This window comes from Streptomyces sp. NPDC051940, assembly GCF_040680895.1.
Lineage (GTDB): Bacteria > Actinomycetota > Actinomycetes > Streptomycetales > Streptomycetaceae > Streptomyces.
The window spans coordinates 1-21,974 of the sequence record NZ_JBFAXR010000136.1 but is presented as its reverse complement, the minus strand read 5'-3'; the positions used below and the strand labels follow the sequence as shown (position 1 = coordinate 21,974).

19 protein-coding genes and 1 pseudogene are annotated in these 21,974 nt (G+C 73.3%); 8 read left to right on the top strand and 12 right to left on the bottom strand.

The window, feature by feature from the left end; all coding sequences use genetic code 11:
• Positions 1 to 323: 323 nt before the first annotated feature.
• From AB0M28_RS34015 to AB0M28_RS34005, 3 genes are all read right to left on the bottom strand, one after another.
• Complete coding sequence (locus AB0M28_RS34015; RefSeq protein ID WP_365413528.1) at positions 324 to 1,130, bottom strand: ABC transporter permease; 807 nt, start codon at positions 1,128 to 1,130, stop codon at positions 324 to 326.
• Between the two features lie 29 nt (positions 1,131 to 1,159).
• Positions 1,160 to 2,152 carry an ATP-binding cassette domain-containing protein gene (locus tag AB0M28_RS34010; RefSeq protein WP_365413522.1) on the bottom strand — a complete coding sequence of 331 codons (993 nt, stop codon included), beginning with the start codon at positions 2,150 to 2,152 and terminating at the stop codon, positions 1,160 to 1,162.
• A 109-nt stretch (positions 2,153 to 2,261) separates the two neighbouring features.
• Positions 2,262 to 2,876: a PadR family transcriptional regulator gene (locus AB0M28_RS34005; protein ID WP_365413520.1), complete on the bottom strand. Its 615-nt coding sequence runs from the start codon at positions 2,874 to 2,876 to the stop codon at positions 2,262 to 2,264.
• A gap of 143 nt (positions 2,877 to 3,019) precedes the next feature.
• Between AB0M28_RS34005 and AB0M28_RS34000 the strand changes: the two genes are divergently transcribed.
• Positions 3,020 to 4,957: a DUF11 domain-containing protein gene (locus tag AB0M28_RS34000; RefSeq protein WP_365413518.1), complete on the top strand. Its 1,938-nt coding sequence runs from the start codon at positions 3,020 to 3,022 to the stop codon at positions 4,955 to 4,957.
• Positions 4,958 to 5,022: 65 nt separating this feature from the next.
• Here AB0M28_RS34000 and AB0M28_RS33995 read toward each other — a convergent pair whose 3' ends face one another.
• From AB0M28_RS33995 to AB0M28_RS33985, 3 genes are all read right to left on the bottom strand, one after another.
• Positions 5,023 to 5,457 (bottom strand): CBS domain-containing protein, encoded by a 435-nt coding sequence (locus AB0M28_RS33995; protein WP_365413516.1) that lies wholly within the window; start codon positions 5,455 to 5,457, stop codon positions 5,023 to 5,025.
• A gap of 127 nt (positions 5,458 to 5,584) precedes the next feature.
• A complete protein-coding gene (locus AB0M28_RS33990) occupies positions 5,585 to 7,042 on the bottom strand; it encodes an aldehyde dehydrogenase family protein (RefSeq protein ID WP_365413514.1) in 1,458 nt (485 codons plus the stop codon).
• 136 nt (positions 7,043 to 7,178) lie between these two features.
• A complete protein-coding gene (locus AB0M28_RS33985; RefSeq protein WP_365413512.1) occupies positions 7,179 to 8,045 on the bottom strand; it encodes a helix-turn-helix transcriptional regulator in 867 nt (288 codons plus the stop codon).
• Between the two features lie 305 nt (positions 8,046 to 8,350).
• Between AB0M28_RS33985 and AB0M28_RS33980 the strand changes: the two genes are divergently transcribed.
• Positions 8,351 to 8,839 carry an ATP-binding protein gene (locus AB0M28_RS33980; protein ID WP_365413510.1) on the top strand — a complete coding sequence of 163 codons (489 nt, stop codon included), beginning with the start codon at positions 8,351 to 8,353 and terminating at the stop codon, positions 8,837 to 8,839.
• A 33-nt stretch (positions 8,840 to 8,872) separates the two neighbouring features.
• Positions 8,873 to 10,369 carry a serine/threonine-protein kinase gene (locus AB0M28_RS33975; RefSeq protein ID WP_365413508.1) on the top strand — a complete coding sequence of 499 codons (1,497 nt, stop codon included), beginning with the start codon at positions 8,873 to 8,875 and terminating at the stop codon, positions 10,367 to 10,369.
• Positions 10,370 to 10,405: 36 nt separating this feature from the next.
• On the opposite strand, the gene AB0M28_RS33970 is transcribed toward AB0M28_RS33975, so the two are convergent.
• Positions 10,406 to 10,645 (bottom strand): DUF397 domain-containing protein, encoded by a 240-nt coding sequence (locus AB0M28_RS33970; protein WP_365413507.1) that lies wholly within the window; start codon positions 10,643 to 10,645, stop codon positions 10,406 to 10,408.
• 312 nt (positions 10,646 to 10,957) lie between these two features.
• Here AB0M28_RS33970 and AB0M28_RS33965 point away from each other — a divergent pair, with 312 nt between their 5' ends.
• Positions 10,958 to 12,625 carry a bifunctional 3'-5' exonuclease/DNA polymerase gene (locus tag AB0M28_RS33965; RefSeq protein ID WP_365413526.1) on the top strand — a complete coding sequence of 556 codons (1,668 nt, stop codon included), beginning with the start codon at positions 10,958 to 10,960 and terminating at the stop codon, positions 12,623 to 12,625.
• A 13-nt stretch (positions 12,626 to 12,638) separates the two neighbouring features.
• Here AB0M28_RS33965 and AB0M28_RS33960 read toward each other — a convergent pair whose 3' ends face one another.
• The 3 genes from AB0M28_RS33960 to AB0M28_RS33950 form a co-directional block, all read right to left on the bottom strand.
• Positions 12,639 to 12,833 (bottom strand): hypothetical protein, encoded by a 195-nt coding sequence (locus tag AB0M28_RS33960; protein WP_365413505.1) that lies wholly within the window; start codon positions 12,831 to 12,833, stop codon positions 12,639 to 12,641.
• Between the two features lie 76 nt (positions 12,834 to 12,909).
• Positions 12,910 to 15,078 (bottom strand): germacradienol/geosmin synthase, encoded by a 2,169-nt coding sequence (locus AB0M28_RS33955; RefSeq protein WP_365413503.1) that lies wholly within the window; start codon positions 15,076 to 15,078, stop codon positions 12,910 to 12,912.
• Positions 15,078 to 16,460, bottom strand: a complete 1,383-nt coding sequence (locus AB0M28_RS33950; protein WP_365413501.1) for a family 2B encapsulin nanocompartment shell protein — start codon at positions 16,458 to 16,460, stop codon at positions 15,078 to 15,080. Before AB0M28_RS33950 ends, AB0M28_RS33955 begins: the two co-directional genes overlap by 1 nt.
• Before the next feature lie 300 nt (positions 16,461 to 16,760).
• On the opposite strand from AB0M28_RS33950, the gene AB0M28_RS33945 reads away from it, so the two are divergent.
• Together AB0M28_RS33945 and AB0M28_RS33940 are read left to right on the top strand one after the other, a co-directional pair.
• Positions 16,761 to 17,894, top strand: coding sequence for a hypothetical protein (locus AB0M28_RS33945; protein ID WP_365413499.1), 1,134 nt, complete (start codon positions 16,761 to 16,763; stop codon positions 17,892 to 17,894).
• Positions 17,895 to 17,966: 72 nt separating this feature from the next.
• Complete coding sequence (locus tag AB0M28_RS33940) at positions 17,967 to 18,971, top strand: NAD-dependent epimerase/dehydratase family protein (protein ID WP_365413497.1); 1,005 nt, start codon at positions 17,967 to 17,969, stop codon at positions 18,969 to 18,971.
• 121 nt (positions 18,972 to 19,092) lie between these two features.
• Here AB0M28_RS33940 and AB0M28_RS33935 read toward each other — a convergent pair whose 3' ends face one another.
• Together AB0M28_RS33935 and AB0M28_RS33930 are read right to left on the bottom strand one after the other, a co-directional pair.
• The gene (locus AB0M28_RS33935; RefSeq protein WP_365413524.1) at positions 19,093 to 20,205 is read right to left on the bottom strand and encodes an ATP-binding protein; all 1,113 of its coding nucleotides are present in this window, start codon (positions 20,203 to 20,205) and stop codon (positions 19,093 to 19,095) included.
• Positions 20,205 to 20,990, bottom strand: a complete 786-nt coding sequence (locus AB0M28_RS33930; protein WP_365413495.1) for a response regulator transcription factor — start codon at positions 20,988 to 20,990, stop codon at positions 20,205 to 20,207. Before AB0M28_RS33930 ends, AB0M28_RS33935 begins: the two co-directional genes overlap by 1 nt.
• 124 nt (positions 20,991 to 21,114) lie before the next feature.
• On the opposite strand from AB0M28_RS33930, the gene AB0M28_RS33925 reads away from it, so the two are divergent.
• A complete protein-coding gene (locus AB0M28_RS33925; protein ID WP_365413493.1) occupies positions 21,115 to 21,789 on the top strand; it encodes a glycosyltransferase family 2 protein in 675 nt (224 codons plus the stop codon).
• Positions 21,786 to 21,974 (top strand): annotated as a pseudogene (locus tag AB0M28_RS33920) (hypothetical protein); the annotation flags it as partial. The gene AB0M28_RS33925 and the pseudogene AB0M28_RS33920, both read left to right, overlap by 4 nt.

Here is a 21,974-nt window from a genome sequence, read left to right as displayed (position 1 = left end):
GCCTACTGCTTCGCTTGACGTAGGCCAGGGGGGTCCCCGCCCGAACCCTCACGCCATGGGGACGTGAACGGTTCGCCCACTCACCCCAGGCGCCGGCGGTGACCAGGCGACACGTTGACGGGTGGCGTGTGGGTGGGGGCAATCCCCGCGCCGCAGGCGCGGGGCGGCGCCGGGCACCGGACGGACAACGGCCACCCCGCACACGCGCCAGCGGCGCCGGGCTCCCCGCGTGGTCGGGGAGGTCTTCGGGCTCACCGGGCGGTCGCGGTACGTACGGGACGGCCGTCGTCGTGGAGCCGGAGACCGAGCCGTAACCCCGCGGGCTACCGGCTCAGCCGGCCGTACCGCCGTACCGCCAGCGGTGCGAACACCGCCACCAGCGCCAGCGGCCACGCCACCGCGAGCAGGACCGCGTGCTCCGCCGCCCAGCCGGTGTCCTGCCAGCCGGGGTTGCCGAACAGCTCGCGGATCGCCCCCGCCGTGGCGGAGAGCGGGTTCCACGACGCGATCGCGCCCAGCCACGACGGCATCGTCGCCGGTGACGTGAACGCCGAGGACAGGAACGCCACCGGCCAGACCAGGATCTGCACCGCCTGGACCAGCTCCGGCTTCCCCGCCACCAGCGCGAGATGGATGCCCACCCACAGCATCGCGAAGCGCAGCAGCAGAAGCAGGCCCACGGCCGCCAGCGCCTCGCCGAGCGGGCCGTGCCAGCGCCAGCCGACCGCCGCGCCGGCCGCCAGCATCACGGCCAGCGACAGCACGGACTGGAGCATGTCCGTGAGCGCCCGGCCGACCAGGACCGCCGACGGCGCCATCGGCATCGAGCGGAAGCGGTCGACGACGCCCCGGCCGAGGTCCTGGGTGAGCTCGATCATCGTGGCCTCCAGCCCGAAGGCCATGGTCAGCGCGAGCATCCCGGGGACGAGGAACTCCTTGTACGAACCGCCGCCGGGCACGGCCATCCCGCCGCCCAGGAAGTACGCGAACATCACCAGCATCATCACCGGGAACACCAGCCCCACGGCCAACTGCCCCGGCCGGCGCGCCCAGTGCGCGAGCCCGCGCCGTGTCATCGTCCAGCCGTCCGCCAGCGCCCAGCGCAGCCGGCCGCCGCCGCCCGGTGCCATGGGCGCCGGGTAGTGCTCCGTCGTCGTGGTCATACGGCCGCCTCCTCGTGTGTCGCGCCCGTCAGGCTCAGGAACACCTCGTCCAGCGTCGGCCGCCGCAGCGCGATGTCCTCCGCCTCGATCCCCGCGGCCCACAGCGCCTGGACCACCGCGGTCAGCGCCGCGATCCGGTCGGTGACCGGCGCGCTGACCCGCCGGGCGTCGGCATCCGTGTCCACCGAAGCCGCGCCGACCGCCATGCCGACCACGTCCGCCGCCGCCGCGAGCCGCTCCGCGGACCGCACCACCACGTCGATCCTGTCCCCCGCCAGCTCCGCCTTGAGCGCGTCGGGCGTGCCCTCGGCTACCACACGGCCGTGGTCCACGACCGAGATCCGGTCGGCGAGCTGGTCGGCCTCCTCCAGGTACTGCGTGGTGAGGAGCACGGTCGTACCGCCGTCGGCCAGGGAGCGCACGGAGTTCCACACCTCCGTGCGGCCGCGCGGGTCGAGCCCGGTCGTCGGCTCGTCCAGGAACAGCACCGGCGGGCGCAGGATCAGGCTGGCCGCGAGGTCGAGCCGGCGGCGCATCCCGCCGCTGTACCGGGCGACGGGCTTGGCGCCCGTGTCGGCGAGGCCGAAGCGTTCCAGCAGCTCGGCCGCGCGGCTCCGGGCGCGGGTGCCGCCGAGGTGGTAGAGGCGGCCGAACAGCTCCAGGTTCTGCCGGCCGCTGAGGGCCTCGTCCAGCGCGACGTGCTGGCCCAGCAGGCCGATGCGGTAGCGGACCTCGTCCGGGTGGCGCGCCACGTCACGGCCGGCCACCTCGGCCCGGCCGCCGTCCGGGCGCAGCAGCGTGGCCAGGATCCGGACCAGGGTGGACTTCCCCGCCCCGTTGGGGCCGAGGACGCCGTGTACGGCGCCCCGGGCCACGGTCAGGTCGAGCCCGTCGAGGGCCCGGTTGGCACCGAATCTCTTCCGCAGCCCCTCGACGACCACCGCGTCGGTCCAGGTCCCAGTCCTAGTCCCGGTCCCAGTCCCGGTCATACGCCTCCTCCAGCTCGGCAAGCAGTAGTCAAACTTGACCACACCGTCGAAGGTAGACCCTGGCGACGCATTAGTCAAACTTGATTACCCGGTGGGTGGCACGGCCCGGCTAGCAGTCCGCCTCCGGCGCCTCCTCCGCGACGAAGCCCCCCGCCGCCCACGGGTCACCCTCGCCCGCCATCACGTACGCGCCCGCCTCCAGGCGGTCGATCAGGCCGCGCGTCCACTCGATGCCGCTCTCCGCGCTGTGCAGCCAGAGGCGCATGATCTCGCCGATGTGGCCGTAGTCCTCGTCGCCCTGCGGCGAGTAGTGCTCCCGCACCGCGCCCCGCCAGCCCTCCATCGCCTGCACCCGCTCCTTGAGCAGCGCGATCGCCTCCGCGCGCGGCAGGTCGACGACGAAGCCGACGCCGGCCGTCAGGTAGTCGATCTTCTGGTCGTGCCGGCGCAGCGACTCCCGCAGCAGCGCGAAGTACTCCGCGTCGCCCTCGGGCGTCAGCTCGTACTCCACACGCGGCGGGCCGCCGGCCGTGCTGGGTGCCACGTCGTGCGCGTACAGCAGTCCCTGCTTCGCCATCTGCTTGAGGGCGTGGTAGATCGACCCGGGTTTGACGTTCGCCCAGTCGTCGGCGCCCCAGTACTCCAGGTCGTTGCGGACCTGGTAGCCGTGCGCGCGGCCGTGCCGGCGCACCGCCCCGAGGACCAGCAGCCGCGTCGCGGACATCGACCACCCCGCCTTTCGTCGGTGGATGCAGGTGTGCCCTCCAGCCTATGCGGAGCTATTCAAACTTGATGACCTGCGGGCCGGACACGCGGCCCGGCGGGCCGCATCCGGGGAATTGAACTGGATTCAAATAATTTGTCCGCATGACTCGGAAATCCCGTCGCCGGTACCGCGGCCTGCTGGCCGCGACCGCCGCCCTGTGCACGGCCGCAGCGCCCGTCGTCCTGTCCACCGCGCCGGCCGTCGCGGCCCCGGCCGCCGAGGTCGTGGTCAAGCCGTTCCAGAAGGTCTACTCCGACCACGTCTACGGCGACTTCCTGACCGTCGGCAACACGGTGCTCGGCTGCCCGCCGGCCGGACACCCCGACGCGGCCGCGTGCGAGGCCGCGGCGGCCGGCACGACGAACACCAACAACAACTCCATCGAGATGATGTACGTCGACCGGAGCGGGGCCGCCGGGACGTACAACTCCAGCACCGGCGAGGTGGCCGTCCCGCCCGGCGCCGAGGTGGTGCACGCGGAGCTGATCTGGGGCGGCAACACCGGGACGTACGGAACGACCGGCCGGGCCGTCTGCGACACCGCCGGCCCGGCCACCCAGCCGCCCGGCGGGCTCGACCCGCTGACCGCCCAGCCCCTGATCCGGGTGGCGAACGGTCCCATGGTCCCGGTGACCGTCGCCGACTCCGTCGCGGACCCGGCGAACGGCGCCGGCCCGCACTACTACTCCGCCCGCGCCGACGTCACCTCCTTCTTCGCCGGGGTGACCGGCGGCACCGATCCGGTCCCGGTGTCCGTCGGCAACGTCTTCGCCCCGCAGGGCAAGGGCTGCGTCGGCGGCTGGTCGCTGCAGGTGGTGTACGCGTACGACGGGCCGGACGCGCAGTACGCGCCGACCCGCAGGGCGGTCGACCTGTACTACGGGCACGTCCGGCAGGGCTCCGGCGACGCGCCGACCACCGTCCAGGTCTGCGACTTCTACCGCTACGGGACGGCGACGCCGAACGCCGGCGTGTCGGCGCTGGAGGGCGACCGCGGCACCAGCGGCGACAAGTTCCGCGTCAACGGCACCGCGATCAAGGACGAGCACACCAACTCGACGAACAACTTCTTCGACAGCACCGCCGACGGAGCCGTCGATCCCGGCTACGTCAACACCCTCGGCCTCGACGCCAAGAAGTTCCCGCTGCCGGCGCAGACCATCCCGGCCGGGTCGACCTGCGCCGACCTCACCTTCGAGACCAACGGCGACACGTACGTGCCGTTCCAGGTGGCGCTGTCGGTGCCGATCCCCGACCTGGAGTTCAAGAAGACCGCCGCGCCGATGGTCGTGCGGCCCGGCGACCTGGTCACGTACACCGTGACCGTCACCAACACCAGCGAGGTGCCGTACCCGAAGGCCAGGTTCAGCGACGATCTGGCGCAGGCCCTGGACGACGCCGGGTACGGCGGCGGGGAGGCCGGCACAGGTGACCTGACGTACGGCAACGGGCGGGTGGCCTGGTCGGGCGATCTCGCACCCGACCAGACGGCCACCATCAGGTACACGGTGCGGCTCAACGATCCGCCCACCGGCGACGGCCTGCTGCACAACGCCGTCAGCGCGCTCGCGGCCGAGACCCCCCGCACCAACTGCGACGAGACCTCCCAGGACCCGAACTGCGCCGCCGCCCCGCACGTGGCCGACCCCCAGGCGGATCTGCGAGTCGTCAAGCGGGTACGGGCCGACGGGCCGGTTGGGCCGGGCGACCGGTTCGTCTACAAGGTGCGGGTCACCAACAAGGGCCCATACGCGGCGCACGACGTGACCGCCGGCGACACGCTGCCCGGGGCGATCGACTTCGTCCGGTCCACGGACGGCTGCACGGCGAAGGGGCAGAAGGTGACCTGCGGTCCGCTGCCGGAGCTGGGCGCGGGCGAGTCGTACACCTGGACCTTCCGCGTCCGGCTCGACCCCGGCTACCGGGGCTCGGGTTCGGATCTGGGCAACGTGGCGCGGGTGTGGTCCACGACCCACGACCCGCAGCCGGGGAACAACGTCAGCCCGGAGGTGGTGCCGCCGCTGCGCGACAAGAAGTAGCGCCGGGCGGTGCGCGAAGGGCCGGGCTCCGCGGGGAGCCCGGCCCTTCGCCACGTGCGGGAGCGTCAGGCCCCGTAGACCGCGTTGCAGAACGCGGCGACGTCGTCGCGCTCCAGGCCGCGGACCAGATCGCACTCGCTGATCATGCCGACCAGCCGGTGGCCCTCGATCACGGGCAGCCGGCGGACCTGGTTCCGGCCCATGACCGCGAGCACCTCGTCCTTGGTGGCGGACGCGTCGACCCAGGCGGGGGCGCCCTTGGCCAGCTCGCCGACGTGCACCATCGTCATGTCCTTGCCCATCGCCACGCACTCGGTGACGATGTCGCGGTCCGTGAGCATGCCGATCAGCTTGTCGTCGGGCCCGCAGATCGGCATGCAGCCGACGTCGAGCTCACGCATCCGGACGGCGGCCGTGGCCACCGTGTCCGTGGCCTTCGCGCACTCCACACCGGGATGCATCAGATCCCGGGCGGTCTTGGCGGCGGTGGGTGCGGTCATGCGGGCTCCTCCTCGGTACGGAACGGGCGTCACCGCCATGGTTGACCCGCCCCCGTACCGCGGCGAGCGCCCCGCCGCCGAACGGGTGAACGTGCGCCGGTTCCCCGAGGTGGCAGTGCCCCCGCCCTCAGAGGGGGAAGTGCGTACGGCCGTGCTGGATGGAGATCCACTTGACCGTGGTGAACGCCTCCACCGTGGGTTCGCCGTTGAGCCGGCCCACGCCCGAGCTCTTCTCGCCGCCGAAGGGGACGATCGGCTCGTCCGCGATCGTGCCGTCGTTGACGTGGATCATGCCCGTGTCGATCCGGTGCGCCAGCCGCACGCCCCGCTCCGTGTCCGCGGTGTGCACCGCGCCGCTCAGGCCGAACGGGGTGTCGTTCGCGATCTTCACCGCCTCGTCCTCCCCGTCGAAGGGGATGATCACCACGACCGGGCCGAAGAGCTCGCGGCGCGCGATCGGGTCACCGGGCGCGATCCCCGTGAGCACGGTCGGCGACACCAGCGTGCCGTCCGCCGCCCCGCGCACCAGCGCCGTCGCGCCGGCCGCCAGCGCGGCCTCGACCTGCTCGGTGACCAGCTCCGCCTGCCGAGTGCTGATCAGCGGCCCGAGATCCGTCGACGGGTCGGCCGGGTCGCCGACCTTGAGCGCCCGCACCCGGGCCACGAACCGCTCGGTGAACTCCGCCTGGAGGGACCGGTCCACCAGCACCCGGTTGGCGGCCATGCAGACCTGGCCCTGATGGACGAAACGGCTGAACACGGCCGCGTCGACGGCGTAGTCGACGTCCGCGTCGTCCAGCACGATCAGCGCGCTGTTGCCGCCCATCTCCAGCACCACGCGCTTGAAGTTCCGCGCGGCGACCGTCGCCACGTGCCGGCCGACGCCGTCGGAGCCGGTGAAGGAGAGCACCCGCGGCACCGGGTGCTCGATGAAGGCGTCGCCGATCTCGGCGATGTCCGTCACCACGACGTTCAGCACGCCGGGCGGCAGCCCCGCCTCCTCGAAGATCCGCGCGATGAGCGTGCCGCCCGCGACGGGCGCGTCCTGGTGGGGTTTGAGCACCACCGCGTTGCCCAGTGCCAGCGCCGGGGCGACGGACTTCATGGCCAGGAAGAGCGGGAAGTTGTGGGCGCTGATCACACCCACGACGCCGACCGGGATCCGGTAGATCCGGTTCTCCTTGCCGGGGACCGGCGAGGGCAGCACGCTCCCCTCGGGGCGCAGGGCGTACGACATCGCCTCGCGGAGCATGTCCTTGGTCAGGAAGAGCTCGTAGGCCGCGCTGCGGTGGGTGCCGCCCACCTCCGCGATGATGGTGCGGGCGATCCGCTCCTCCAGCTCCTCGACGATCCGTACGGCGCGCTCGAAGACCAGCCGCCGGGCGTAGGGGCTCTGTTCGGCCCAGTCCCGCTGCGCGCGTTCGGCCGCGCGGTACGCCTGGTCGACCTCGGCGGCGGTGGCCACGGTGATCGCGGCGAGCTTCCCGCCGTCGTACGGGTTGACGTCGATCAGGTCCCAGGAACCCGCACCCTGACGCCACTCGCCGTCGATGTACTGGCTGGCCAGCTCGTCGAAGTAGGACATGCCATTCCCGCCTGCAGTCGTACCGGGGAGGTCGCGAGATCGATCGCGGCCTGATGGCATGTCATCGTACTGATTGGTTGCACCAGTTGAATGATCTAGTCCGATAACTGGCTGGAAATATCCGCCGGTTGAACGTTTAGCTCCGGCGTGCGCGCGTTCGCAGCATGTCCTGGGTCTCCGCCGGCGTCAGGGCGGCGCGCTGCAGCCGGTCCATGGCCGCGTGGTAGCGGCCGACGTCCTCCGCCTTGTCGAGGTAGATCGCGGAGGTCAGATGCTCGACGTACACCACGTCCGAGAGGTCCCCGTCGGGGAAGCCCAGCACGGTGAACGCGCCGCTGTCCGCGGCGTGGCCGCCGTAGTCGAAGGGCACGATCTGCAGAGTGACGTTCGACATCTCGGTCAGGTCCAGCAGATGGAGCAGCTGCTCGCGGAAGACCTCGCCGCCGCCGTACGGGCGGCTGATCGCGCCCTCGTCCATGACGACGTGCAGTCGCGGCGCCGACTCGGCGTACAGCAGCTTCTGCCGCTCCAGCCGGACGCCCACCCGGCGTTCGACCTCGGCGGAGGAGAGGCTCGGCTGGCCGGCCGTGACCACGGCCTCGGCGTAGCGCGGGGACTGCAGCAGTCCGTGGACGAACTGCACCTCGTACACCTCGAGGGAGGAGGCGGCCGCCTCCAGGCCGACATAGGTGGGGAACCAGCCGGGGAGCACGTCGGTGTAGCTGTGCCACCACCCGGCCGTGTTCGCCTCGCGCACCAGGCCCAGCAGCGCCGTGCGCTCGCGCTCGTCGGCCACCCCGTACAGCGTCAGCAGATCCTCGACGTCCCGGGTCTTGAAGCTCACCCGCCCCAGCTCCATCCGGCTGATCTTGGACTCGGAGGAGCGGATCGCGTAGCCGGCCGCGTCGCGGGTGATACCCCGCTCCTCGCGCAGCCGCCGCAGCTGGGCGCCGAGCAGGATGCGGCGCACCACGGACCCGCTCGACTTGTCCACACCGGTCATGAATCCGCTCGCCTCCGCCCGTCTTGCTCTTCGCAGCCCATTCGCCCCCCGGCGCCCCCCAGGCATCAACGGGCCACAGTCTGCCACGAACACGCTTCATTGTGTGCTCAAGTGGTTACAGATATAGGAAAGTTTTAAATCTCATCTGGCACGTATCGGTCCTGAACTACGCATTCCGATCGCGTGCACGTGCATCTGCCCTTGCATCTGCCGTGCGCATTCGGAACGATGGTCACTCGCAAAGCGATTGGTGACGTCAGCCGCGACTGCCGGGAGTGCCGCGCATGGGACCCGAAGCACAAACCATGCTCGAACCCTTATGGCAGGGGCTGCCCCCGATAGACCCGGGGGCCGTCGCCGGAGCCGCTTCGTGCGCCCTGCCCGCCGAGTACGAGGCGGTCAGCGGGGCCCGCAGGTTCACCACCGCCACCCTGCGCCACTGGGAGCTGGACAAGCTCTGCGACGACGTGGCGCTCGTGGTCTCCGAACTCGTCACCAACGCCCTGCGGCACGCCCTGCCCGGCGGCGACGCGCGTGACGCCCGCGAGCCGGTCGATCCGCCCGTGCGGCTGCACATCATGCGGTGGTCCTCGCGGCTCGTGTGCGCGGTGCGCGATCCCAGCTGCGACAGCCCGGTCGCGGGTGAGGCCGACTTCGCGGAGGAGTCGGGGCGGGGGCTGTTCCTCGTCAACTCCTTCAGCGACAGCTGGGGCTGGCATCCGCTTGCCGGTTCGCTGCGGGGCAAGGTGGTGTGGGCGCTGTTCCATCTGCCGCCCGCACAGGGGGCGCAGTAGGACCACACCGGTGGCGCTGAGTAGCCTGGTGGCATGACCGGGGGCCGGGGGCGGATCATCGACGGTCGCTTCGAGCTGCTCGAGCGGCTCGGCAGCGGCGGCATGGGCACGGTGTGGCGGGCGCGGGACACCGCGCTGGAACGCGACGTCGCGCTGAAGGAAGTGCACGCGCGGGCGGCGGAGCTGCCGCGCGAGCGCGTGCTGCGCGAGGCCCGGGCGCTGGCCCGGCTCAGCCATCCCAACGTCGTCACCATCCACCACATCGTCGAGGCCGACCCGCATCCCTGGCTGGTGATGGAGCTGGTGCCGGGCGGCAGTCTGCAGGACCGGCTGACCGCCGGGCCGATCGCCCCCGAGGAGGCCGCCCGGATCGGGCTGGACGTGCTCGCCGGGCTCACCGCCGCGCACGCCGCCGGGATCCACCACCGCGACGTGAAGCCGGCGAACGTGCTGCTGCGGCCCGACGGGCGGGCGGTGCTCACGGACTTCGGCATCGCGGCCCTCGCCGACTCTTCCCATCTGACCAACCCCGGCGAGGTCGTCGGCTCCCCCGAGTACATAGCCCCCGAGCGCATCCGCGGCGCCACCGATCGCCCGGCCGCCGATCTGTGGTCCCTGGGCATGACCCTGTACGTCGCGGTGGAGGGCGTCAGTCCGCTGCGCCGGGCGGGCACGCTCGCCACGCTGGCCGCCGTCGTCGAGGAGCCGGTGCCGCCGCCGCGGCGGGCCGGGGCGCTGACGCCCGTCCTGGGGGCGCTGCTGGTCAAGGACCCGGCCGCGCGTCCGGCGGCGGGGCGGCTGGAGGGGATGCTGCGCCAGGTGACGCGGTCGGCCGGGGCGGTGCCGCAGCCGGCGCCCGCGTACACCCCGACGGCGCTGGACAGCCCCCGGCCCGCGCCGTACGAACCGGCCACCCGTCCGGTGCCCGCGCGCGGAACGCATCCGGCGCTGGTCGCCGCCGCCGTCGTGGCGGCGCTGGCACTGGTCGGCGGGCTGATCGCCGCGCTGATCCTGCTCGGCGGGCAGCAGGGGCAGCAGTCCGGGGGCGGCACGGGCGGGACCGCGGACGACCGGAACCAGAGCGGACCGACGTCGGACGGCGGCACCACTCCCGCCTCCTCGCCCCCGGGCTCCGGGCCGTCGTCGAGCCCGCCGCCCAGCTCCTCGCCGCCCGGCACGACGCCCCCGCCGCAGGGTCCGGCGACCGACACCTGGATCGCCGTCCTGGCCTCCGTACCGGTGTCGAGCGGGGCGTCGGCGCGCGACGCGCGGCTCGCGGACATCCGCGGGACGGTGCCGGAGGCGCGGGTGCTGCGCAGCGACTCCTACGGGTCGCTGCGCGCGGGCTACTGGGTGGTCTACGCGCCGGGGCCGTTCGCCGACGGAAAGGCCGCGGTGGGGTTCTGCGCCGAGCGGGGGCGGACGACGCCCAACACCTGCTACGGGCGCTACCTCAGCCACGACAGCGCGGACTATCCGCTGATCTGCTACCCGCAGGACGGCGGGTCGGGGCGCTGCACGAAGCCCTGACCCGCGCGGATCCGCGGCGCGGCCGGCTCAGCCGGCTCAGCCCGTAACGAGATGGTCGAACTCGCCGTCCTTGATACCCAGCAGCATGGCCTCGATCTCTGCCGGGGTGTAGATGAGGGCGGGGCTGTCGGGGAAGCGCGAGTTGCGCACGGCTATCTCGCCTCCCGGCAGCTTTGCGAACTCGACGCAGGTTCCCTGCGAGTTGCTGTACCGGCTCTTCTGCCATACGGCACCGTGAAGATCTCCGGCTGGCATGCCGTTGTACGCCTGGGCCACGGGGCTCTCCCATACCAGTTGCCGTCAATGTCTGTTGCCGTCGTCAACTGCGGTGGATCATAGCTCTGTTGACGTGCATCTGCATCGGCAAATGCACGTGCACGCATGGTGAACGCGCGATTCCACAGTGCGTTTACTGAGGCCAGAGCGGTGCGCGTGGCGTGTGTGACACGGTTTGTCGGGTCCCGGGACCCGTTGCAGTGGCAACGAGATGGCCGGATTTCGGCCCCGACCGTGCCACTGGGACGGTCCGGGGCGACGGTCGGTTCCGATGTCGTACCCCGGTGTCACACTCGGCCTGTGCGGTGGTTCATGGCGGAGGGTCAGGGGGGTGGGGTGCTGGTCTGCCCGGTCGGCGGGGAGACCGGGCAGGCGGAGGCGTACCCGGACGCCGGGTCCGCCGTGCGGGCGCGCCCGGAGGCCGAGCGCTGGGTGTGGCGCTCGACGCCCGCCCTGTACGAGCGCGTGCTCGAGGCCGGCTGCCGCGTCGAGCGGTGCTACGACGTGGAGGACGCCGAGACCCTGCTGCTCGCGCACGAGGGGATGGCCGGGCTGCCCCGCGGCCTGCCCGCCGCGTACGCGCGGCTGCGCGGGCTGCCCGTACCCGAGGACGCCCCGCCCCGCGCCGCCGCCGAGGGGGAACCGCAGCCGTCGCTGTTCGACACCGGCGCACCGGGCCCCGCCCTGCCGGAGGGCACGGATCCGCTGACGGCCCTGCGCGAGGTGTACGACGAGCAGCAGCGCCGTATCGCGCGCACCGGACACCCCGGCCGGATGGCGCTGCTCATCGCCGCCGAGTCCGCCGGCATGCTCGTCGCCGCGGAGATGGGCCGTGCGGGCCTGCCCTGGCGCGCCGACGTGCACGACGCCCTGCTGACGGAGCTGCTCGGCGGGCGCTACCCCGGGGGCCTCGAGCCGCCGCGGCTGGCCCGGCTCGCGGAGGAGGTGTCGCAGGCGTTCGGCCGGCGCGTACGGCCCGACCTCCCGGCCGACGTCCTGAAGGCCTTCGCGCAGGCGGGCGTCAAGCTGACGTCCACGCGCAAGTGGGAGCTGCAGTCCGTCGACCACCCGGCCGTCGCCCCGCTGCTGGAGTACAAGCGGCTCTACCGGCTGCACACCGCCCACGGCTGGCAGTGGCTGCGCACCTGGGTGGGCGCCGACGGCCGCTTCCGCCCCGAGTACACCCCGGGCGGGACCGTCTCGGGCCGCTGGACGACCAACGGCGGCGGCGCGCTGCAGATCCCCAAGGTGATCCGCCGCGCGGTGATCGCCGACCCCGGCTGGCGGCTCGTCGTGGCCGACGCGGACCAGATGGAGCCCCGCGTCCTGGCGGCCGTCTCCCGCGACCGCGGCCTGATGGAGGTGGCCGGCGGCGAACGCGACCTGTACGCCGCGCTGGCCGACCGCGCGTTCCCCGGAGACCGCGCGCAGGCCAAGCTGGCGCTGCTGGGCGCGATCTACGGCCAGACCTCCGGCGACGCCCTCAAGCACCTCGCGGACCTGCGCCGCCGCTTCCCGGCCGCGGTCGCCTACGTCGACGACGCGGCGCGGGCGGGCGAGGAGGGCCGCCTCGTACGCACGCATCTGGGCCGCACCTGCCCGCCGTCGGGCGCGGCGGACAGCGGCGAGGCGGGCCTGCCGCAGGAGGAGGACGCGGCCCCGGCGTACGGGACGACGAGCGCGGCCCGGGCGCGCGGGCGCTTCACCCGCAACTACGTCGTCCAGGGCAGCGCCGCGGACTGGGCGCTGCTGCTCCTGGCCGGGATCCGGCAGCGGCTCCACGCGGCGGGACTCGCGGGCGAGCTGGTGTTCTTCCAGCACGACGAGGTCATCGTGCACTGCCCCGCCGGGGAGGTGGACGCGGTCCGTTCGGTGATCGACGCCTCGGCGGCGGAGGCCACCCGGATCGCCTTCGGCGACATCCCGGTGCGGTTCCCGTTCACGACGGCGGCGGTGGAGTGCTACGCGGACGCGAAGTGAGCGCCTCCAGGCCCTAGGGCTGGATGCTGCTCACCATGTTCGCCGTGGCGTTCAGGCCCGTCTGGATCGTCGGGGCCATCGCCGTACTCGCCAGGTAGAAGCCCAGCAGTACGCAGACCAGCGCATGGGTCATCTTCAGGGAGCCGCTGCGCAGGAAGATCACCGCGAGGATCACGAGCAGCAGGACCACGGAGATCGATACGGACATCGGGTCGCCCTCCCGCGCGGACCGTCAACGACTTCGGTCAGTCTGGCCCAGGGAACTCCATCCACCCGGATGCGCGCTATCCGCCATTCAGGTAGATCAGGGGCGGGCGGGTGCGCAGCGCGGGGTTGCCCGCCGCGCGGCGCAGTTCGGCCTCCCGGTAGCGGTCGACGGACAGATGCCAGTGGTGGCACCCCGCCACCCAGTTCTCCAGCTCCCTCACATGGCGGTCCAGGGCCGCCCGCGCCTCGCCGTCGAGGCCCAGATCGTCGTAGAGCAGCGGCAGTTCGGTGCGGGCGATGTGCTGGAACTGCTCGATCCGCGCCCGCTGCAGGTCGGCCACCACCGCCAGCGCGGACGGGTAGTCGCAGTCGAAGAACGTCTGCACGACGAGCAGGGCGTTGTGCAGCTCCCCCTCGAACTCCAGCTCCTTCTGGTACGACACGATGTCGTTGGTCAGCGCGATGCAGTCGGCGGCCGCGTTCTCCAGCGCCCGCATCGGCCCGCTGCCGTACACCGCCTCCGGCACCAGCCGGCCGTGGCCCAGCCTGCTGAGCGCCATGGTGAGGTCGGCGCCGAAGGTGGCGCGCCGCATCTCGTTGTAGTCGACGGGATCCGGGACGCGGTGCAGAGCGGTGTTGTCGAGCTCCCAGAGCCAGCTGTCGAGCATCCGGTCGACCGCCTCCCGCAGGAACCGCCGCTGCCCGCCGTCCATCGGCGCGACGGTCCGCGCCCAGACGTCCGCGAGCCCCGTCTCCAGCGGGCCCGCCGGAGCGGGTGCGGGCGTGTCGTCGACCGGCATGAACCGCTTGAGCCGCTCGGCGCACGCCCGGCCGCCCGCCACGTCGCCGGTGCGGCCGAAGACCGCGGGGTAGTAGTCGTCGGCGAACGTCCCCCACTCCAGCCACGCCGCCGACAGGTCGAGCTCCGCCAGGGTGGCGTCGGGCTGCATCCCGGCCGGGGCCAGGGCCAGGTCGGCGGCGTCGTGCTTCGCCCGGTCCCAGACGTAACCGCCGGGCGGCGCGGGGGTGTCGGAGACGATGCCCGTGCTCCGGGCCCAGGCCAGGAGGTCGCGGCGGGCCTCGGGCAGCAGGGGGCTCAGCGTCAGCGGGAACGGTACGTCGAAGTCCGGCAGCAGCGACGGCCCGGTCCGCTGCCCCGGCACGTGCGCGTGCTTGCGCAGCGCCTCGCGCACATGGGCGGCCGAGACGCCCATGCCGGTCGGCAGCCCCGGCAGCCGGGGGCCGGCGTCGACGGCGCCCTCGTTCATGTAGCGGCTGGAGCGCAGATGCCATTCGTGGCCGCCGGACTGCCAGTCCTGGAGGCCCTTGGCGTACGTCAGGACGGCGGCGGCCTCCGCCGGGTCCGGGGCGAGCGGGGGCAGCTCAGTGAGGACGGTGTGCTCGAACTGCTGCATCCGGGAGGTGAGCAGCTCGTTCACCCGGTCCGCCGCCTCCTGCGCCGACAGGTCCAGGAACCGCTCCAGCACCAGGACGCCGTTGCTCAGCTCGCCCTCGTCCTCGACCTCGCGCTGGTACGAGAACAGGTCGTTGCGCAGGTGCACGGCGTCGGCGAAGGTGTCGCGCAGCACGCGCAGCGGCCTTGATCCGGCCAGCCGCTCCGGTACCTCGGCCCCCGTCGCGTACTCGACCAGACAGGCCGACCAGGGGGCGCCGCCGACCTTGCGCCGCATCTCGACGTACTCGACCGGGTTGGCCACCCGGCCTCGGTTGATGTTCGCCAGCTCCCAGTCGGACTCGTCGAGGAGATGCCGGGTGACCTCGGAGAAACGCGTCCGCCAGGCCCGGGACATGGCGGGGCAGGTACGCCGCCAGAGATCCGCCAGGCCCGCCTCGACCGGGTTGGCCGGCTCGGGGATCTCCGCTTCGGGTTCCATCGGCATGAACTGCGGCAGCCGCTCCAGATGGGCCCTTCCGGCCGTCCGGTCGCCGGTCCGCTTGAACAGCTCCAGGAAGTGGTCGTCGAAGAAGAAGACCCACGTGTACCAGTCGGTGACGGTGTTCAGCGTCTCCGCGTCGCAGTCGGGATGCGTGTAGCCGCACAGCAGGGCGTAGTCGTGCGCGTCCAGGTCGGCCGTCGACCAGATCCCGGAGCCCTCCAGCATGCCCATGCCGCGGGCCCAGGCCCGGGTGTGGTCCCGGGCCTGGGGGGTGTGCGGGTTCAGCCGGGCCGGATACGGCAGGTAGAAGTCCGGCAGCCGGAACGGCTGCCCCGCGCCCGCCGTCATCAGTGGCCGATCTCCACGTCCTCGAGGATGCCGAGCGCGTCGGGCACCAGCACCGCCGCGGAGTAGTAGGCGCTGACCAGGTACGAGATGATCGCCTGCTCGTCGATGCCCATGAAGCGCACGTTCAGGCTCGGCTCGATCTCGTCGGGGATGCCCTTCTGGTGCAGGCCCACGACGCCCTGGTTGTCGGCGCCCAGCCGCATCGCGATGATCGAGCTCGTACGCTCCGGGGTGACCGGGATCTTGTTGCAGGGCAGGATCGGCACGCCGCGCCAGCCGACGACCTCGCCGCCCTGGAAGGGCACGGGCGGCGGGACGAGGCCGCGGGAGTTCAGCTCCCGGCCGATGGCGGCGATGGTGCGCGGGTGGGCGAGCATGACGTGGGTGTCGCGCCGGCGGCAGAGCAGTTCGTCCAGGTCGTCCGGGGTGGGCGGGCCGGAGCGGGTGTGCAGGCGCTGTTTGAGGTCGGCGTTGTGCAGCAGCCCGAACTCCCGGTTGTTGACCAGCTCGTGCTCCTGGCGCTCCTTCAGCGCCTCGACGGTGAGCCGGAGCTGCTGCTCGGTCTGGTTCATCGGCTCGTTGTAGAGGTCGGCGACCCGGGAGTGCACGCGCAGGACGGTCTGGGCGACGCTCAGTTCGTACTCGCGGGGGGTGCGCTCGTAGTCGGCGAAGGTGCCCGGGAGCTGGTACTCGCCGTGCTGTCCGGAGGCCAGCGCGATCTCGGCCTCGCCCGCCCTGTTCTGCCGCTGCGCGGGGATCGCCTGGTACGCCGAGAGGTGCGCGGCCAGGTCCCGGTGGACGTCCAGCACCGCCTGCAGGGCGGCCCGGTCCAGCACCAGGACGGTGGCGCGGGTGACGGCCCGCAGGGTGTACGGCCAGTCCGCCTCGGCGCCCAGCAGTACGTCGGCGCCGGCGTGGTCGCCGTCGGACAGCATGCCGAGGGTCGTCTCGTCGCCGTACTTGCCGCGGCCGAGCTGGCTGAGCTTGCCGTGGGCGACGAGGAGCACCTGGTCGGCGGGGGCGCCCGCGGTCACCAGGGCGTCGCCGGGGGTGAGTTCGCGCTGCTCGAAGCGGCCGGCCAGGGCGGTGAGCACGGGCTCGTCGTCGTACGCGCGCAGCGGGGCGAGTTCGCGCAGCTCCTGCGGGATGACGCGGACCTCGGCGCCGGTGGAGACGAACTCGACGCGGCCGTCGCCGAGGGTGTGGGTGAGCCGACGGTTCACGCGGTACGTGCCGCCTCGGACGTCCACCCAGGGCAGCGCCCTGAGCAGCCAGCGGGAGGAGATCCCCTGCATCTGCGGGGGCGTCTTGGTGGTGGTGGCGAGGTTCTTGGCCGCGGCGGTGGCGAGGCTGTACTGCGTGGGTTCATCGACTGTCGTCATACGGCGAATCTAGGAATCCGTGGGAAAGGGGGGCAATCGCTCGAAAGAGCGTGGTTGGGGGCGGTGCCGACCGGCAAGGAATGAACGATTCCGCGTCGATGCGGCGCGGTGCGCCGACCGGCGGCTTCCGCGGCGCGGCGGTCCCGCGGCGGCGCGCCGGGGTCACCCTTCGAGCGCCAGTGCGACAGGGGCGTTGCCCTTGTGACCGAGTCGGAGTACGGGCCGCCTGTAACGCCCGGGTGCCGACGGCGCGTCACTGGTACGGGCGCCCCTGTCCCGTACCAGTGAACGGAGTTCCGCATGAGCACGATGACGAAACGCCCACGCCGGATACGCGGCGTGAGCGCGGTGGCCCTGGTGGCCGCGGGCCTGCTGGCGGTGCCCGCGGCCGCGAGCGCGGGAGGCGCCTGGAGCGTGCAGCCGGAGCCCTTCGAGGCGGGTTACCTCCAGGACCTGGCGCAGCTCGACGAGCACACCACCTGGGCCGTCGGCGACCAGTGGACCGCCGCCGGGGACCGGCCCGTGCTGGTCGGCAAGGACGACCGCGACGGGCGGGGGTGGCAGGTCGTCCCCACGCCCGCCGACAGCCGGGACGGGGAGTGGTTCAACAACGTCGACGCCTCGTCGGCCGGCGACGTCTGGGCCGTCGGCGGTTCCTCGACCCCCGGCGACACCGACGTCCCCGCCGTCCACTGGGACGGCACGGCGTGGATCTCGGCCGACATCCCCGTACCGGAGAACTGCTCCACCGGCCAGCACGTGGCCGCCGTCGCGCCCGACGACGCCTGGGCGGGCGGCTGGTACTGCGTACCGGACGACTCCGGGACCTTCCTCCCGCTGCTGCGGCACTGGGACGGCAGCTCCTGGACGGCCGTGGAGCTGCCGCCGGGAGCCGACTTCGAGAACATCACCGCCGTCGAGGCGACCAGCGCCACCGACGTCTGGGCGCTCGGCTACTCCAGCGGCGACCAGCCCCGCGCCATGCACTACGACGGCAGCACCTGGACGCCCACCCCGGTGCCGTACGCCGGTGTGTACGGCGAGTTCTACGACGTCGCGGCCAAGGCGCCCGACGACGTCTGGGCGGTGGGCCGGGTGCTCATCGACGAGAACGACCGGGGCCACGCCCTCGTCATGCACTACGACGGCACCGCCTGGCGCCAGGTGACGGCACCGGCGGAGGCGGGACGCCTGGGATCGGTGGCGCTGACGCCCGACGGCATCGCGGCCGTCGGCCAGGACGTGTCCCGCACCGAGTCGCTCGTGCTGACCGGGAACGCGGCGGGGCTGACGCTGCGGTCGATGCCCGACATCAAGGGAACGGCCCCCAACCTGAACGGGATCACCGTGCGGGACGGTGCGATCACCGTGGTCGGCAGCGTCCCGACCCGCCGGGGGAGCATCACCCCGCTGATCGCCGTCAGCCCGCTCTGACCGTCTTACCGGAGTGTGACACCGCGCGCGGCCTCGGCCACGGGGCGGGGCCGCGCCCCTAAGGTCGCCGGTATGCGGATTCTGGTCACGGGAGGCGCCGGTTTCATCGGATCGGCGATCGTGGCGGCGCTCGACGCCGCCGGGCACGAGCCGGTGGCGTTCGACACCGCGGCCGATCCGGGCGCCGACGTCCGGGACCCGGCGGCCGTCGCGCGGGCGCTGCGCGGCGTGGACGCGGTGTGCCACCAGGCGGCGAAGGTGGGCCTGGGCAAGGACTTCGCCGACGCGCCGGACTACACCGGGGTCAACGCCCTGGGCACGGCGGAGCTGCTGGCGGCGATGGCCGCGGCGGGGGTACGGCGGCTGGTGCTCGCGGGGTCGATGGTCGTGTACGGCGAGGGGCGCTACGAGTGCGCCGACCACGGCGTCGTACGCCCCGGCCCGCGCCGCCCGGCGGACCTCGACGCGGGGCTCTTCGAGCCCCCGTGCCCGCGCTGCGGGGCGCCGCTCGCCCCCGGCCTGGTCGGCGAGGACACGCCGGCGGACCCGCGGAACGTGTACGCGGTGACCAAGCTGACGCAGGAGCAACTGGCGGCCGTGTGGGCGCGGTCGACGGACTCCGCGGCGGTCTCGCTGCGCTACCACAACGTGTACGGCCCCGGGCTGCCCCGGGACACGCCGTACGCGGGGGTGGCGGCGCTGTTCCTGTCGGCGCTGCTGCGGGGCGAGGCGCCGCGCGTCTTCGAGGACGGCGGCCAGCGCCGCGACTTCGTGCACGTGCGGGACGTGGCCTGGGCCAACGCCCTGGCCCTGGAGTCCGACCCGGCACCGGGCACGCTCACGGCGTACAACACGGGCAGCGGCGAGATCCGCACCGTCGGCGACATGGCGGCGGCCCTCTCCGCCGCCTGCGGCGGACCGGCCCCGGTGGTCACCGGCGAGTACCGCCTGGGCGACGTCCGCCACATCACCGCCGACTCCCGCCGCCTGAAGGCGGCCCTGGGCTGGCACCCGGCGGTGCCCTTCGCCGAGGGGATGGCGGAGCTGGCGGGGGTGCGGGTCGGCGGGGGGACGTAGAGGGTTGGCAGTGGGACGTACGGCGGTCGACAGCCGGACGTAAACAGACCCCGCCCGCCCGGGGGGCACGCCCCTGTCAAGGCTATCGGCGGCCACCGACAACCACCGGTCGGCCTGTGGATTACGGCGACGCCGGCAGGACCACGTCGAAGCGGCAGCCGCCGGTCACGTTCCGCACCGTGGTGCGGCCCGCGTGGGCCTCGACGATGCCGCGGACGATCGCCAGGCCCAGGCCCGCGCCCGCCGGCGGGGTGCGCGCGTGGGTGCCGCGCCAGCCCGTGTCGAAGACGCGGGCCAGGTCCTCCTCGGGGATGCCGCCGCACTCGTCCGTCACGGACACCACCACCGTGCCGCCCTCGCCGGCCCGCGCGGCCACCGCGACCGTGCCGTCGGCCGGGGTCCGGCGGATCGCGTTGACCAGGAGGTTGCCGAGGACGCGGGTCATCTCGCGGCCGTCCACGTCGACCGGCAGATCGGTGACCTGGTCGCCGATCAGCCGTACGCCGTGCTCACGCGCCAGCGGGTCCGCGCCGGCGAGGGCCTCGGCCACCAGTTCGTACAGGGAGAGCCTGGTGCGCGAGAGGGTGAGCGCGCCGGCGTGGATGCGGGAGAGCTCGAAGAGGTCGCCGACCATGCCGTTCAGGCGTTCCACCTCCGTGCGGATCTGGCGGTGGTAGCGCGCGGGGTCCGCGGCCATGCCGTCCTCCAGCGCCTCCGCCATCGCCCGCAGCCCCGCCAGCGGCGTGCGCAGGTCGTGCGAGATCCACGCGACGAGTTCGCGGCGGGACGACTCCAGCGTGCGTTCGCGCTCGCGCGAGGCGGTGAGCCTGGCGCTGGTGACGGCCAGTTCGCGGCTGACGGCGGCCAGTTCGGCGCTGACCGCGCCCTCCGGCGGGGCGAAGCGGCCGTCCTCGCCGAAGGTGCGCGCGGCGCGCGCGAGGTCCTCGCCGCGGGCGGCGACCCAGCGGCCCAGCAGGGCGGCGACGGCCATCGCCACCACGGCGGCCATCAGGCACACGATGATGACGACGTTCAGGTCGTGCGAGCTGAGCAGCATCTCGAACGCCACGACGAGCGTGCCGGACAGCATCGCCAGTACGGCGGTCGCGGCCACGACGGAGATGGACACCAGCAGCGACCGGCCGCGCAGCAGCCGCAGCGCCAGCGCCCCGACGGCACCGGCCACGGCGGCACCGCCGAACGCGAGCAGGGCGATGAGCAGGACGTCGCGCATCATGCCTCCCCGGGACCCGCGTCGGTGCTGTCCTCGTCGCCGGTGCCGTCCGCGTCGCCGCGGCCGTCGGCTCCGCCCGCCGCCCGCTCCCTGTCGAAGCGGTAGCCCACACCCCACACCGTCGTGATCAGCCGCGGCTTCGCCGGGTCCTGCTCGATCTTCGCGCGCAGCCGGCGGATGTGGACCGTGACCGTCGAGAGGTCGCCGAAGTCCCAGCCCCACACCCGGCTCATCAGCTCCTCCCGGCCGAAGACCTCCCCGGGATGCGCCAGGAAGTGCGCGAGGAGGTCGAACTCCCGTTGGGTGAGGGCCAGTTCCCGGCCGTCGCGGACCACCCGCCGGGCCGCCGGGTCCAGCGTCATCCCCGCCGCCCGCAGCGTGCCGCCGCGCGGGCCCTCGCCGCCGGCCAGGGCGCGCGCCCGGCGCAGCACCGAGTCCACCCGCAGCACCAGCTCGCGCGGGCTGAACGGTTTGGTGACGTAGTCGTCCGCGCCCAGCTCCAGCCCCGCGATCCGGTCGTCCTCGTCGCCGCGCGCGGTGAGCATGATGACCGGCACCGGACCCCGGCGGCGCAGCGCCGCGCAGACCGCGAAGCCGTCCATCCCGGGCAGCATCAGGTCCAGTACGACCAGGTCCGGCCACGCGGCCTCCGCTCGCGCCAGCGCGGCCGGGCCGTCCGCGGCGCGGTCGACGGTGTGCCCCGCCCGGCCCAGGTACTCGGTGATCACCTCGGAGACGGTCGGATCGTCGTCGACGACGAGGATGCGCGAGGGCAGTCGGTCCATGCCGCCAGCGTGGCACGGCGGGCGGCGCACAGGCCCGGGGGGTGTGAGCCCGTGCGGGGAGCGTCCGCCTTTCGTAAGATCTCTACGTCCTTTATGTCCGGTTCATTCTCGTAGGGTGAGGGCCATGACGGATGTGATCCTCCCCTGTCTGGACGAGGCCGAGGCGCTGCCCTGGGTCCTGGAGCGCATTCCTCCGGGCTGGCGGGCCGTGGTGGTGGACAACGGATCCACCGACGGCTCCCCGGAGATCGCCCGGCGGCTCGGCGCCACGGTGGTGCACGAGCCCCGCCGCGGCTTCGGCTCCGCCTGCGCGGCGGGGCTCGCGGCGGCCGAGGCGGACCTCGTCTGCTTCTGCGACTGCGACGCCTCGCTGGACCCCGGGCTGCTGCCCCTGCTGGCCGAACCGGTCCGGACCGGTGAGGCGGACCTGGTGCTGGGCCGGCGCCGCCCGCGCGCCCGCGGCGCCTGGCCGCTGCACGCCCGCGCGGGCAACGCCGCCCTGTCGCGGATGCTCCGCCGGCGCACCGGCGTGACGCTGCGCGACCTCGGCCCGATGCGGGTGGCGCGGCGCGAACCGCTGCGGGCGCTGGGCATCGAGGACCGGCGCAGCGGCTTCCCGCTGGAGATGGTGGTGAAGGCGGCCGACGCGGGCTGGCGCATCACCGAGCTGGACGTGCCGTACCTGCCCCGCTCCGGCAAGTCGAAGGTCACCGGCACCTGGCGGGGGACCTGGCACGCGGTACGGGACATGCGCGCGGTCCTGGCGGCCCCGCCGGCGGGGGCGGAGGTACGGCGTTGAGCACACCCCGCCGGACCGTGAACGGCGCCCCCCGCCGTGACGCGCCCGCCCCCCGGGGCGACACCACCCTCCTCGTCATCGCCAAGGAGCCCCGCCCCGGCCGCGTCAAGACCCGGCTGACCCCCGCCTACTCCCCCGAGGAGGCCGCCGCCCTCGCCCGCGCCGCGCTCGCCGACACCCTGGCG